This window comes from Egibacteraceae bacterium (genome assembly GCA_040905805.1).
GTDB lineage: Bacteria > Actinomycetota > Nitriliruptoria > Euzebyales > Egibacteraceae > DATLGH01.
In genome coordinates this window covers 1-12769 of sequence record JBBDQS010000018.1, presented here as the reverse complement: position 1 = coordinate 12769, position 12769 = coordinate 1, and the positions used below count along the sequence as shown (strand labels likewise).

Sequence of the window (12769 nt, the reverse complement as noted above, 5' to 3'; positions counted from 1 at the left end):
CCCCCCCCCCCCCCCCCCCACGCCCGGCACAGCGGAGAATCGCCTCCGCTGGCGCTCCAGCGATTCACGTCTCAGACGGTGCAGCCGCCCTCGGCGCAGTCGGCGGTGGCGGCGTGGTCGATCGCTGGGGCGACCGTGTGCGCCCACGTCTCGGTCAGCAGCTCGAGCAGGACGTCGGCCGGCTGGGCACCGGACACTCCGAAGGCACGGTCCACCACGAAGAAGGGCACGGCGGTGACGCCCAGTGCCCGCGCGTCGGCCTGGTCGGCGCGGACCGCGTCGCCGTAGGCGTCACCGGCGAGCACGGCGGCCGCCACCTGCCCGTCCAAGCCTGCGTCGACCGCCAGACGCGCGAGCACGTCGGGGTCGCCGACCGGCTCGCCCTCGCACAGGTACGCGGTGAGCAGCCGCTCCTTCATCGCGTGCTGCACGCCGTGCTCCCGGGCCAGGTGCAGCAGCCGGTGCGCGTCGTGGGTGTTGCCGCTGCGGGCGATGTCGAGGCGGAACGGCAGTCCTTCGCCGGCCGCGACCTCCGTCATGCGCTCGTGCATGGCCTGGGCCTCCGCATGGCTCACCCGGTACTTCGCGGCGAGGTGCTCGGTGGTCGACACGTCGCGTCGGCGGGGAGCGCCGGGGTCGAGCTCGAAGCTGCGCCACGTCACCTCCAGGTCGTCGGCGTGGGGGAATCGGGCGAGCGCCGCCTCGAAGCGCCGCTTGCCGACGGCGCACCACGGGCACACCACGTCTGACCAGATCTCGACCTGCATGGGTTCCTCGAAGACTCGGGGGTCGTCTCCCTGCCAACGCGTTCCGGGCCTTGAATCTTCCGGGTCGCCAAGGGCACGGGCTGCGAGCAGTCAGGGGACCAGCGCCGCGACCCGGGCCGGGGCGTCGCGGGTGAGCGGTGGTCCGTGGGTCACCCCCAGCGTGTCGAAGGACAGGCCGGCGAGGCGGCGCAGCGTCGCCGGGAGCGCGGGCAGGGCCGAGCACATGAAGCGCGGCCCGCGCGACAGCAACCAGATGTTGAACACCGCGTCGCCCGACAGCAGGACCCCCCGCTCAGGCAGCAGGAACGCGCAGTGGCCGGGGGTGTGGCCCGGGGCGGCGACCACGTCCAGACCGCCACCGACGTCGAAGTGCTGGCCGGGGGTCAGCACCCTGGCGTCCTCGACGGGCTCGGGCATCGGCCACCGGGGGTTGAGCAGCCGGGCGAGGCGCGTCCCGTCGGCGTCGGGAGGGCGGGCGACCGCGCCGGTGATCACCGGGTGGTCGGCCTCGCCGATCCACACGGTCGCCCCGGCGCTGGAGCGGGCGAACCGGGCGGCGGCGCCCGCGTGGTCGGTGTGCCAGTGGCTGAGCAGCACGTCGCCGACGGCGCGCGGATCGAGCCCGGCCAGGCGGATGCTGCGTACCAGCCTGGACCCGCTCTTGCGCCATCCGGTGTCGATGACCGTGAGCCCCTCGGCGTCGCCCCGACCGTCGTTGGCCACGACGTAGGCGTTGACGTACGTGGCCACCTCGACGCGCCAGACACCGTCGGCCAGCTGCTCGGTGTGGTTGTCCATGTGGCGCGTGCGCTCCGCTGGTCGGGTGGACCGGGGTCCACGCGTGGCCGGGGTGGACGCCATAGCATCGCAGGCATGGCGCGGATCGTGCTGCTCGTCGGGGTCCTGCTGCTGCTGTACGGGGCCGCGGTGGTCGCCGGGGGCCGTGTGGCTGGCAGCAGTCCGATGCGGGCCCACTCCCGGGCGTACGGGCTGGTCACCGGCGCGGCGGGAGCCATCCTGCTGCTCGTCGGGATCGTGTGGGTCGCGGCCGGTTAGCGCGACGGTGTCCGCGGGTGCACAATCCCGGTGCAGGAGGCGTCGCCCGTGTTACGATCAGTCCCCGCGACCGGCCGCGGTCTGGGTCCGGACGCGGGGATGACGCGGGACTTTGCAGTCGAGCGACCTGGGGTGGGTGGTCGAGATGGTCCGAGCCGGTCTCGTAGGGGTGGCGGTCGTCCTGCTGCTGGTGGGCTGCGGCACGGACGACGGCGGGGATGCGGCGACGGACCCCGACGTGGTCGTGAACGGTGACGATGCCGGCGACGACACCGGCGACGCCCCAGTCGCCAACGCCTGCCCGGCCGAGGGCTGCGAGATCGAGATCGTCGACGTCGTCCCGGAGGGCGACGAGCTCAGCATCACCTGGGAGGCCAACTTCCTCCCGGACGTGTCGCGCAACCACATCCACGTGTACTGGGACACCTACACCGCCGACGAGGTGAGCGCCGACGCGGACGACCGCGGCGCCGAGCAGGGTGAGTGGGAGGTCACCGACGACTACCCGACCTACGTCACGGAGGGCGCGGTCTCGCCCGGGGCGCGGGGCGAGTCCACGGAGCTCTGCGTGACGGCCTCGGACCGGGACCACGCGGTCATCGATGCCGACATGGTCCACTGTCGTGACGTCTCCGACGTGCTGGAGAGCTGAACGGTAGGAGCCATGCGCCTGCCGGAGCGCATCGGTCGCTATCGGGTCCAGTCGGTCATCGGCGTCGGCGGGTTCGCGGTCGTCTACCGCGCGCACGACGAGGTGCTCGACGACGCGGTGGCCATCAAGGTCCTCGCCGAGAACTGGGGGGCCGACGCCGACATCCGCGAGCGCTTCCTGGAGGAGGCGCGCCTCCTGCGCCGCATCCGCAACGACCACCTGGTCACCGTCCACGACATCGGTGAGCTCGATGAGGACGGGCGGCCCTACTTCGTGATGGAGTTCGCCAAGCGCGGGACGCTCGACGACCGTCTCGCCACCCGCGGCGGCGCGGGACTCGACCCGGCGAGCGCCCGCCGGCTGGCCACGTCCCTGGCCGAGGGCATGGGCTCCCTGCACCGCGCCGGCATCGTTCACCGTGACGTCAACCCGCGCAACCTGTTCCTCCAGGCCAACGACGCCGCCGGCGCCCACGGAGCACGCGGCGCGCGGGCCACCCAGGTGCAGCAGGGCCTGGTCGCCGGTGACGAGCGGGTGCTGCTGGGTGACCTCGGCCTGGCCAAGGACGTGGTGCGCACCGGCGGTGCGGCGAGCGTGATCGGGGGCACGCCGCACTACCACGCGCCCGAGCAGCTCGACCCCCACGCACCCGTGCGCCCGGCAGCGGACATCTTCGCCGCGACGGGCGTGCTGTGGGAGGCCATCACCGGCACACCGCCCCCGCTGCCGCCCGACCTCGAGGGCGCCCTGGTCCTCGTCGACGACCGCTGGCAACCGCTCTTCGAGCGGGGCCTGGCCGCCGATCCCGACGAGCGCTTCGCAGACATGGACGCCTGGCGCGACGCCGTCCTGGCCTGCCTGGGGCCGGGCATGGCCGAGGCCAAGCGGGCAGCGGTCACCCAGCCCACCGCGCTGGCGACCACGGGGCCGTACAAGGGGCTGGCCGCCTTCCAGCCCGAGGACGCCGCGCAGTTCTTCGGGCGCGACGCGCTCGTCGCCGAGCTGATCGACCGGCTGGCACGATCCCGCACCCTCATGGTCGGGGGCCCGTCGGGCAGCGGGAAGTCCTCGCTGGTGCGCGCCGGCCTGATCCCGGCGGTGGCGACCGGCGGGCTGGCCGGCAGCGAGCGCTGGCCGGTGATGCTGTTCGCCCCGCGGTCCGAGCCCATCCGCGAGCTGGCCTACCAGCTCGCCAAGACCGCTCGGACGACCACCCAGCAGGCGACGGGCCTCGGCGACGCCGACGAGCTCCTGAGCGACCCGCTGGGCGCGCGCTCCGTCGCGGAGAGCATCACCGACGTTACCGGGGGCCTGCTCGTCGTCATCGACCAGTTCGAGGAGCTGTTCACCCAGGGCGGCCGGCGCGAGGACCAGGAGGCGTTCCTCGACCTGCTCGCCGGAATGGTCGACCCCACCGACAGCCGGGTGCGCCTGGTCATGGCCATGCGGGCGGACTTCTACGGCACCAGCGCGCAGTTCCCGTGGCTGGCCCAGCGGATCACCCAGAGCCAGGTCCTGGTCGGGCCGATGACGCGCAGCGAGCTGCGCCAGGCCATCGAGGAGCCGGGCCGCCAGGCGGGGCTGCGGCTGGAGGACGGGCTGGTGGACGCCATCCTCGAGGACGGCGGCAGCGAGCCGGGGTACCTGCCGCTGGTCTCCCACGCCCTGGCCGAGACGTGGCGCCGCCGCCGGGGCACGAGCCTCACCCTGGCCGGCTACCGCGAGGCCGGCGGGGTGGCCGGCGCGCTGGCCCACACCGCGGAGGCGGTGTACAAGGAGCGCTTCGACGACACGCAGCGCCGCGTCGCCCGGCGCCTGCTGCTGCGCCTCGTCACACCGGGCGACGGCACACCCGACACCCGCCGGCCGCTCCAGCTGGCCGACCTGAACGAGAGTGAGACCGAGGAGATCTCCCAGGTGGCCGCGGAGCTGACCGACGCGCGCCTGCTCACCGTCGACCGGGACACCATCGAGATCGCCCACGAGGCGCTGATCCTCAGCTGGCCCCGGCTGGGGGGCTGGATCGAGGAGAGCCGCGACGACCTGCGCGTGCGCCAGCGCATCGACCGTGCCGGAGCCGAGTGGGTGGCGCAGGGACGCGAGCCGGACCTGCTGTACCGCGGCACCCCGCTGCAGTCGGCGCTGGAGTGGGCGGCCGGCCACGGCGACGAGCTGTCCCCGGCCGGCCGGGACCTGCTGGCGGCCAGCGAAGCCGCCGCGATCGAGGCCGAGGCGCGCCGCGAGCAGGCCTCCCGCCGGTCGCGGCGCGTCCGGCGTACGGCGGTGGCGGTGCTGGGGGTGTTGACCGCGGTCGCCGGCGGCGCCTCGCTCGTGGCGTTCTCCGCGCTGGGCGAGGCGACCTCCCGGTTCGCACAGTCGCTCGCCACCCAGGCGGCCGGGCTGGTCGACGAGGACCCGCGCCTGGCGCTGGCGCTCGCCGTGGAGTCCATCGAGCGGGTCGGGAGCCCCTCGCTCGAGGCGCGGGTGGCGCTGGTCGAGGGCAGCAGGGCCCTCGAGTCCGCCACGTTCGCGCCGGCCGGCTCGGCCCTGGACGTCGGCGATGCCCTGGCGCTTGCCGTGCGTCCCGACGGCGAGGTCGTGGCCACCGGCGACCGGGACGGCACCGTCCACCTGTGGGACGTGGACTCCGGGCGAGCGCTCGGTGCGCCGCTGGAGGGCCACGACGCCGCGGTCGAGGACCTCGCCTTCAGCCCCGACGGGCGGTGGCTGGTCAGCGCCAGCGACGACGAGACCCTGCGGCGCTGGGACCTCGACGACCCCGCGGCCGTGCCGTCCTCCCAGCTGCTCGGCACGACCGGCGGCATCGTGTGGGCCGCCGCGGTCGGCGCGGACGGCACCACCGTGGCGTCGGGGAGCCTCGACGGCACCGTGCGGCTGTGGGACCTCCACGAGGCCGAGCAGCTCGGCGACCCGCTGCTCGAGGACCAGGCCCTCAGCATCGACGCGCTGACGATCAGCCCCGATGGCGCGCTGCTCCTCGCCGGCGCCGGCCCGGGGCAGGGCGAGGTGTGGGGCTGGTCCCTGCCCGACGGCGAGGAGGCGTTCGATGCGTTCACCGCCCACGACAGCTTCCTGTCGGGGCTCGCGGTCGACCCAGCGGGCGAGACCTTCGCGACCGCCGGGTCCGACGGCCGCATCCGGCTGTGGGACGCCACCACCGCCGACCTGGTCACCGAGCCGTTCGAGGGCCACACCGGCGACCTGCGGGGGGTGCTGTTCTCCCCGGACGGGCGCCTGCTGCTCGCCGGGGACGAGCAGGGCCGGATCCGGGCCTGGAGCACCGCCGACGAGGAGGAGCTGCCCCCGACCGTGGCGGGCCACGACGGGCAGGTGCTCACGACGGCTCTGTCCGAAACGGGTGACGTCCTGGCCAGCCTGGGCTTCGACCACACGGTGCAGATCTGGACCCGCGGCGAGGCCGCGCTGGGCACCGTCCTCGACGGTCACGAGGAGGGCGCGTTCGGGGTGGCCGTCAGCCCCGACGGCGACGTCGTCGCCACCGGTGACGGCACCGGCGCCATCAGGGTGTTCAGCACGGACACCGGAGCGCTGCTCGCCGGACCGATGACCGACCACACCGCGGCCGTGTGGGCGCTCGACGTCAGCCCCGACGGCGCCACCGTCGCGTCGGGCGGCGCCGACGGCACGGTGCTCGTGCACGACCTGAGCAGCGGCGACGTGGTGGCTCGCGCGGACGGCCACGACGGCGCCGTGACGGTCGCGCGCTTCCACGGCGACCGGCTGCTGACCGGCGGGGACGACGGGGTGGTGCGGGCATGGGATGGTGCCGGGCGCGCGGCGGGCGAACCGCTCGGCCCCCATCGCGGCGGGGTGACCGCTATGGCGTGGGGCCCCGACGGCATCCTGGCCGTCAGCGACCGGGAGGGCAACGTCCAGCTCTGGCGCCCAGAGGACGGTGCACGCGTGGGCACCGCCCTGCCCGCGGACGGCAACACGGTGTGGAGCGTGGACTGGTCGCCCGACGGAGGCCGGCTGGCGATCGCGAGCGCCGACGAGAACGTCACGCTGACCACGCCCTCGGGCGAGCGCTCGGCGCGCCTCACCCCCCATCCCGGCGGCGCCACGGGCGTGGCCTTCCTCGCCGACGGCGCCACGGCGGTGAGCGCCAGCCGGGACGGCACCATCCGCCTGTGGGACGTCGCGCTCGGCCGTGCGCTCGGGGGCGCGTTCGCTACGCACGACGAGGCCGTCTGGCGGGTCGTGGCCCACCCCCATGACAGGCGTTTCGTGACGAGCAGCGAGGACGGCACCGTGCGGATCTGGGACGTCTTGGACACCGGGCGGGCCTGCGAGCGGGCCGGCGGCGCGTTCGACGAGGAGCAGCAGCGCACGTACCTCGGACCGGGCGAGACCGCAGCCGGGTGTGGGTAGCGTCGTGATGGCCAACGTGGCGGTGGTGGTCGTCCGCGAGCCGGGCCGCACCGCCCTGCACCTGGTGCTGCACGAGGCCCTGGAGATCGGGCGGGACTGCTCCGGGATCCTGCTGGACGACCCCGGCGTGTCGCGCCGCCACCTGGTGCTGCGCCCCGAGGGCGACACGGTCGAGGTCGAGGACCTCGGCAGCACGAACGGCACCACGCTCGACGGCGAGCGGCTCGACGGCACGGCCACGCTCACGTCGGACTCGGTCGTGCAGCTCGGCGACACCACCGTCCGCCTCGCCGGCCGCACCGCGGGGAGCCGATCGCGCGACCTCGACGGCCCCGCGCCCGTCACGTCGATCGACCGGGTCGCGGCCGAGGTCGCCGCCGACCGCCCCGCGCCGCCCCGCGCGGCGATGCGCGAGGGCACGGTCACGATCGTGTTCACCGACATCGAGTCGTCGACCCAGCAGGCGGAGGCCTTCGGCGACCAGCGCTGGTTCGACGTGCTGACCACGCACAACCAGATCGTGCGCGACCGCCTGGTCGAGCACGACGGCGTGGAGGTCAAGTCCCAGGGCGACGGCTTCATGCTGACGTTCCCCTCGGCCCGCCGGGCCCTCGAGTGCATGATCGCCGTGCAGCGGGACATGGCCGCCCTGCGGGCGGAGCGCCCCGAGCACGGGGTGCGCATCCGGGTCGGCGTGCACACGGGCGAGGCCATCGTGGGCGACGACGGCGACCTGTTCGGCCTGCACGTCAACATCGCCGCGCGCATCGCGGCGCAGGCCACGGGCGACGAGATCCTCCTGTCGTCGCTGGTGCGCGAGATCGTCGCGACGCGCGGCGACCTGCGCTTCGGTGAGCCGCGCCGGACCGGGCTCAAGGGGCTCGCGGGGGAGTTCGTGCTGCACGCCGTGGAGTGGGCTGAGACGTGAATCGCCGGAGCGTCAGCGGAGGCGATTCTTTGCTGTGCCGGCGGTGGCGGTCGCGCAGCGACCGCGATGAAGATGCCGAGACGTCCCGTGACTGACCCGCACCGTCATGGCGACCTCCGTCGACGCTGCGTGGGACTCGTGGTCTGCACCGGCACCGGTCACGTCGGGCAGACCAGCGCCAGCTCCTGGTCGGCCGGCCGATCGGGATCCGCCGTGGCCGGTGGGGCCGCGGGTTCCCACGCGCAGCCGTACAGGTCCTCGGCCAGGGCAAGCACCACCAGGTCCTGCAGCCGGCGCACCGCCTGCATGCCGGGACCGTCGAGGTCGTTGCCGAGGACCGCGAAATGGAAGCGGGATCCGTCCGGGCCGATGACCGTCCCTGACAGCGTCATGACATCCTGCAGCGACCCGGTCTTGCCGCGCAGGCGGCCCTCCGCCACGCTGCCGACCAGCCGGCGTTGCAGGGTGCCGCTCTCGCCCGCCACCGCCATGAGGCTTCGCCACACCGAGCCGTGCGTGGAGTCGGTCATCCGGGCGTCGAGCGCCGTCAGGAACGTCGCGGACAGCCGGTCGCCTCGCGACAGGCCTGACCCGTCGGCCATGGCGGTGCCGGCGAGGTCGAGGCCGAGCGCCTCCAGGGCCTGCCGGGTGGCGGCGGCCGAGCCCGCCCAGGTGGCGTCCCCCGACGCGGTCCCGATCGTGCGGAAGATCGCATCGGCCAGGTGGTTGTCGCTGCGCTGCAGGGTGTAGCGCAGGAGGTCCAGCAGCGGCGGGCTGGTGACGCCGCCCACGTTGACGGGGGCGGGCGGGGGCGTCGCCGTCGCGGCGGCGCCGCCGTCGATCACGACGCCGCGCTCGACGAGCAGCGCGTGCAGCGCGGCCGCAGCCGTGGTCGCGGGGTCGGCGGCCGGCACCGAGCGCACCCGGCCGCCCTCGATGAACAGCCGCCGCCCACCCTCGGCGGTCAGGCCCGAGGAACGCGTCGTGTTGCCCTGCTCCAGGTACCGGGGCACCCAGCCCGGCGCCTGCGGCTGATGCGGGAACACGCCGGGGTCGCCGAGAACGGCGCCGGTGATCCGGGTGATCCCCCCGGCGGTGACCCGGTCCGCCAGCGCCTCCAGCGGCGTGCGGGGCCGGTCCGGGCGCAGCTGCCCGTACTGGGGGGTGGCCAGGGCGGGGTCGCCCGAGCCCACGAGCACCAGGTCACCGTGCAGCACGCCGCCGGGCTCCGGCCGGGAGGTCGCGCGCAGCATCGTCTCGTAGCGGAAGTCCGGGCCCAGGGTGGCCAGGGCGGCCGCCGCCACGGGCAGCTTCTGGGCCGACGCCGGTAGGAGATGGGCGCCCGCGTGGTGCTCGAACACGGGACGGCCGTCCGCGTCGGTCACCGACACACCGACGACCTGTCCGGCCACGCCCTCGTGCGCCACCAGCCCGGCCAGGCGTTGCGGCAGGGGCGGGTTGAGATCGGGCTGCGGCGGCTTTGGCTCCGCGGTCGTCGCCGCCTGCGGGCGTCGGCCCGGGGATGCCCGGTCGTCGGCGGTGACGTCCGGCGGTGCGGGCGCAGTCAGCTGCACGAGGCCGGCCCCGAGCAGGAGGCACACCACCAGGAAGAGACCGACACGAAGACGCATGTCCGCCCGAGTGTAGTGACGCTACCTGCCGGCGCTACCGGCGGGCGAAGGTGGCCACGACCTCGATGGTGGCGGTCTGGGCGAACTGGTCGACCGGCACCGCCCGGGTGAGGTGGTAGCCGGCCTTGGCCAGCACCCGGGCGTCGCGCGCCAGCGCCGCCGGGTCGCAGGAGACGTACACGATCGTGCGCGGCCGGAGGCTCGCGATGCGCCCGCAGACGTCGCGGCCGGCTCCCCGCCGTGGCGGGTCGAGCACCACGACGGCGAATCCGGCCTGGTCGTCGCCCGGCCTGGCGGTCGCGCGCACCTCGGCGGCCATCCGCCGCACGGCGGCGACCACGGGCTCGCAGACGACCGAGGCGGTCGTGTTCGCCAGGTTGTACCGGGCGTCCTCGCACGCCGTGGCGTCACCCTCGACCGCCACGACGGTCGCCCCGTCGGCGGCCAGCGGTCGACTGAACAGGCCCACGCCGGCGTACAGGTCGGCCACGGCGTCGCCGGGCTGCACCGCGGCGGCTCCGCGGACCTCGGCCACCAGCACCTCCGCACCGGCTGTGTTGGCCTGGAAGAAGCTGCGCGCCGAGATGCGGTAGTCGAAGCCGGCGACCCGTTCCACCACCGTCGGGTCGCCGCGCAGGGCGTGGGCGGCGCCCGTGTCGTCGAGCAGGGCGACGGGCGTGGTGCCCGGCGGCAGCGGGGGCAGCGCGTCAGGGCCGGGGGTGACGGTCATGGCGGCGCCCTCGCCGGCGACCGCCGCCCGCACGCTCACCTCCTCCACGCCCTGCCAGCCGTCACCGGCCTCCTCGCGCACGGCCTGCGCCGCCGGGTCGAGCAGCGGGCAGCGGTCGATCGGCAGGACGTCGTGGGTGCCCGCCCGGCGGAAGCCCAGGCGGCCGGCGTCGTCGACCGCGAAGCGGGCCCGGTTGCGGTAGCCGAGCTCCCCCGGGGTGATCGTCGCGACCACGGGGGGATCGGGGATCCCGCCGATGCGCTCCAGCTGGTCGATGACCACCTGGCGCTTCAACGTCGCCTGGCGCGCGGGCGCGACGTGCTGGATGGCGCAGCCACCGCAGCGCTGCGGGCCGAAGTGGGGGCAGGGTGGGTCGATGCGGTCGGGCGAGGGCTCGAGGACCGCCACCAGACGGGCGCGAGCCCAGCGGTCACGCTCCTCGATGATCTCCACGCGCACCCGTTCTCCGGGGATCGCGTGGCCGACGAAGCAGGCCTTGCCGTTCGGCAGGCGCCCCACGGCTTCGGCGCCGTGGGTGAACCCGTGCAGCACGATGTCGATGTGGTCAGCAGGCATGGGGGGATCGTAGTGGCGGGGGCGCCGGGCTCCACCACCGACCGGCGGGCTCGTCCGCCGGGCAGCCCGCCTGCCCCGTCATGCTCATCTCACGTCGCTCCTGACGGCGAAATGTTGGCGGCGACCACGATGCGGCGTGTGGGCGTGTGTATAGTGAGGCGTATGCCTCGGGTCCAGGTGTATCTGCCAGACGACCTCTACGAGGCGTTGAAGAGCCGGGGTCTGCCTGCTTCGGAGCTCCTTCAGCAGGCCGTGCGTGCCGAGTTGGAGCGGCGCGATGCCATCGACGCCGTTGACGAGTACCTCAGCGACCTCGGGGCAGAGGTAGGCGAACCCACTGCACGGCAGCTGTCTCGGGCTGAGGCGATCGCCCAACGGATCAGGAGCCGCAGCCTGGACCAAGCGGGGTAGCGTGCTTGTACTCGACAGCGGCGGGGTCAGTCGCCTCGCCGAGCGGTCCACACGGGCCTACGCGCTGATCCGGTCCCTCCGGTCAGCGCACCTGTGGCCCCCGGTAGTTCCCACCGTCGTGCTCGTGGAGTGCCTCCAGGGTCATCCCTCCCGCGATGCCAGCACCAACCGGCTTCTCAACACCTGCGTGGTCGACAGCGCCGTTGCAGAAGGTGTTGCCCGACGGGCAGCGCGGCTGCGTCGTGAAGCGGGCCAGGGCTCCGCCGTCGATGCCCTGCTCGTGGCGCTCGCAGAACCGGGCGGAACCGTGCTCACCGGCGACCAGGCGGATGTGGGAGCGCTGGCGGCGTACGCCGACAACGTCGGCATAGAGCTGGTCTGAGCAGTCGTGTCCGGCCCCCCGAATCCGGAAGATCTCATGACCGCCCACGGGGAGAACGCACTGCCACTTGACACGGCGGCGACCACTCCTCCGCCGCCGGTTCCGCTGTAGCTGCCGCGTCACAGCGCGCGGTGATCTCAGGAAAGACGCCGCTGTGCGATCGTCCGCCAGCGGAGCGCGGCGAGGGCGAGCAACAGCACCGAGAGGGCTCCAAAGAAGGGGATGTCGATGGCGGGCGTGCCTCCCAGATGACGGTCCAGTCCATGACCGATGGCGTGGAGAAGGGACCCGATCCCCACCCCGCCGAGCGCCACCACCAGCCCGTCACGGATCCATACTGCGAGCAGCAGTGCCGCACCGAGTCCCACCTGGAACGCGCCGATGTCGCGGAGAAAGTGTGCGTTGTAGGGCTCGAAGGCAGCGGCCGCTTCGAAGAAGGCTGCGGGAGCCAGAAAGGCGACGAGTCCCGCAGCGGCGAAGAACACGCCCGCGAGCCCGGCGCCTATCCGTGACACTGCATCGATCTTGCCGTCCATGGAGGGACTCCGTCCGCCACCCGAATGCGCGGCACCGCCCTGCGCCCCGCGGCGCTCCTGGGATGGCCCGCCTCTGTCGGTGCTTCACTGTGCCGGATCGCGAACGACCTGTCAGATCCGACGACAGAGCAGTCACGTTTCGGGTCACACCCCGGCGGTAGGGTGGACGCAGCTCAGGAGCGGACGAGCGGACGGCCGTCTGCAGTCCCTGACAGACAGGGTCCCGGCTTCCCGAACCTCGCGTTGGGTGCCCAGGGAAAGAGCGGGCCTGGCCGCCCTCCGCGGCCGGCAAGACGCGAGAGGCGATCATGAACGAAACACCCGACACCCAGGTGTCAGCGCGCTTCGCGCGTGCGGTGGGGTTCGCCGCCGAGGTGCACCGCACCCAGGCACGCAAGGGCAGCCGGGTTCCCTACCTTGCGCATCTCCTGGCGGTTTCGTCGCTGGTGCTTGAGGACGGTGGGGACGAGGACGAGGCCATCGCCGGGCTGCTGCACGACGCGGTCGAGGACGGTGACCTGCCGATGAGCGAGATGCTCGACCGCATCGGTGAGCAGTTCGGTGACCGGGTCGCCGGGCTCGTCGGCATGCACCGACGTGGACGTCGGCGCCGGCGCGGACCGCTCGCCGGCGAGCTGGGCCGCCCGCAAGCAGCACACCATCGACGCGCTGGCCGACGCGGACCCG

General features: G+C 74.1%; 11 protein-coding genes. 6 read left to right on the top strand and 5 right to left on the bottom strand.

Annotated elements, in window-relative coordinates:
• Window positions 1–71: 71 nt before the first annotated feature.
• Together WD250_03295 and WD250_03290 are read right to left on the bottom strand one after the other, a co-directional pair.
• A complete protein-coding gene (locus tag WD250_03295) occupies window positions 72–767 on the bottom strand; it encodes a DsbA family oxidoreductase (protein MEX2619224.1) in 696 nt (231 codons plus the stop codon).
• Between the two features lie 90 nt (window positions 768–857).
• Complete coding sequence (locus WD250_03290) at window positions 858–1565, bottom strand: MBL fold metallo-hydrolase (GenBank protein ID MEX2619223.1); 708 nt, start codon at window positions 1563–1565, stop codon at window positions 858–860.
• 75 nt (window positions 1566–1640) lie between these two features.
• Here WD250_03290 and WD250_03285 point away from each other — a divergent pair, with 75 nt between their 5' ends.
• The 4 genes from WD250_03285 to WD250_03270 all read left to right on the top strand — a co-directional run bounded on the left by WD250_03285 (window position 1641) and on the right by WD250_03270 (window position 7816).
• The gene (locus tag WD250_03285) at window positions 1641–1823 is read left to right on the top strand and encodes a hypothetical protein (GenBank protein ID MEX2619222.1); all 183 of its coding nucleotides are present in this window, start codon (window positions 1641–1643) and stop codon (window positions 1821–1823) included.
• 112 nt (window positions 1824–1935) lie between these two features.
• Window positions 1936–2475 (top strand): hypothetical protein, encoded by a 540-nt coding sequence (locus WD250_03280; GenBank protein ID MEX2619221.1) that lies wholly within the window; start codon window positions 1936–1938, stop codon window positions 2473–2475.
• A gap of 12 nt (window positions 2476–2487) precedes the next feature.
• Window positions 2488–6888, top strand: a complete 4401-nt coding sequence (locus tag WD250_03275) for a protein kinase (GenBank protein ID MEX2619220.1) — start codon at window positions 2488–2490, stop codon at window positions 6886–6888.
• Window positions 6881–7816 carry an adenylate/guanylate cyclase domain-containing protein gene (locus WD250_03270; GenBank protein ID MEX2619219.1) on the top strand — a complete coding sequence of 312 codons (936 nt, stop codon included), beginning with the start codon at window positions 6881–6883 and terminating at the stop codon, window positions 7814–7816. Before WD250_03275 ends, WD250_03270 begins: the two co-directional genes overlap by 8 nt.
• Window positions 7817–7974: 158 nt before the next feature.
• Here the strand turns inward: WD250_03270 and dacB are convergent, their stop codons facing one another.
• Both dacB and WD250_03260 read right to left on the bottom strand, forming a co-directional pair.
• A complete protein-coding gene (dacB, locus tag WD250_03265) occupies window positions 7975–9447 on the bottom strand; it encodes a D-alanyl-D-alanine carboxypeptidase/D-alanyl-D-alanine-endopeptidase (GenBank protein ID MEX2619218.1) in 1473 nt (490 codons plus the stop codon).
• A 34-nt stretch (window positions 9448–9481) separates the two neighbouring features.
• Window positions 9482–10753 carry a class I SAM-dependent RNA methyltransferase gene (locus WD250_03260; GenBank protein ID MEX2619217.1) on the bottom strand — a complete coding sequence of 424 codons (1272 nt, stop codon included), beginning with the start codon at window positions 10751–10753 and terminating at the stop codon, window positions 9482–9484.
• A 412-nt stretch (window positions 10754–11165) separates the two neighbouring features.
• Here WD250_03260 and WD250_03255 point away from each other — a divergent pair, with 412 nt between their 5' ends.
• The gene (locus WD250_03255) at window positions 11166–11546 is read left to right on the top strand and encodes a hypothetical protein (protein ID MEX2619216.1); all 381 of its coding nucleotides are present in this window, start codon (window positions 11166–11168) and stop codon (window positions 11544–11546) included.
• Between the two features lie 137 nt (window positions 11547–11683).
• Here WD250_03255 and WD250_03250 read toward each other — a convergent pair whose 3' ends face one another.
• Entirely contained in the window at window positions 11684–12082 is a 399-nt protein-coding gene (locus WD250_03250; protein ID MEX2619215.1) for a hypothetical protein, read from the bottom strand.
• Between the two features lie 308 nt (window positions 12083–12390).
• Here WD250_03250 and WD250_03245 point away from each other — a divergent pair.
• On the top strand, window positions 12391–12769 hold a 379-nt coding region (locus tag WD250_03245; protein ID MEX2619214.1), incomplete at its 3' end, for an HD domain-containing protein.

What these genes read in the sequence shown, in the direction of transcription:
- WD250_03295 (MEX2619224.1), bottom strand. Translation starts at nt 767, where the DNA reads ATGCAGGTCGAGATCTGGTCAGACGTGGTGTGCCCGTGGTGCGCCGTC.
- WD250_03290 (MEX2619223.1), bottom strand. Translation starts at nt 1,565, where the DNA reads ATGGACAACCACACCGAGCAGCTGGCCGACGGTGTCTGGCGCGTCGAG.
- WD250_03285 (MEX2619222.1), top strand. Translation starts at nt 1,641, where the DNA reads ATGGCGCGGATCGTGCTGCTCGTCGGGGTCCTGCTGCTGCTGTACGGG.
- WD250_03275 (MEX2619220.1), top strand. Translation starts at nt 2,488, where the DNA reads ATGCGCCTGCCGGAGCGCATCGGTCGCTATCGGGTCCAGTCGGTCATC.
- dacB (MEX2619218.1), bottom strand. Translation starts at nt 9,447, where the DNA reads ATGCGTCTTCGTGTCGGTCTCTTCCTGGTGGTGTGCCTCCTGCTCGGG.
- WD250_03260 (MEX2619217.1), bottom strand. Translation starts at nt 10,753, where the DNA reads ATGCCTGCTGACCACATCGACATCGTGCTGCACGGGTTCACCCACGGC.
- WD250_03250 (MEX2619215.1), bottom strand. Translation starts at nt 12,082, where the DNA reads ATGGACGGCAAGATCGATGCAGTGTCACGGATAGGCGCCGGGCTCGCG.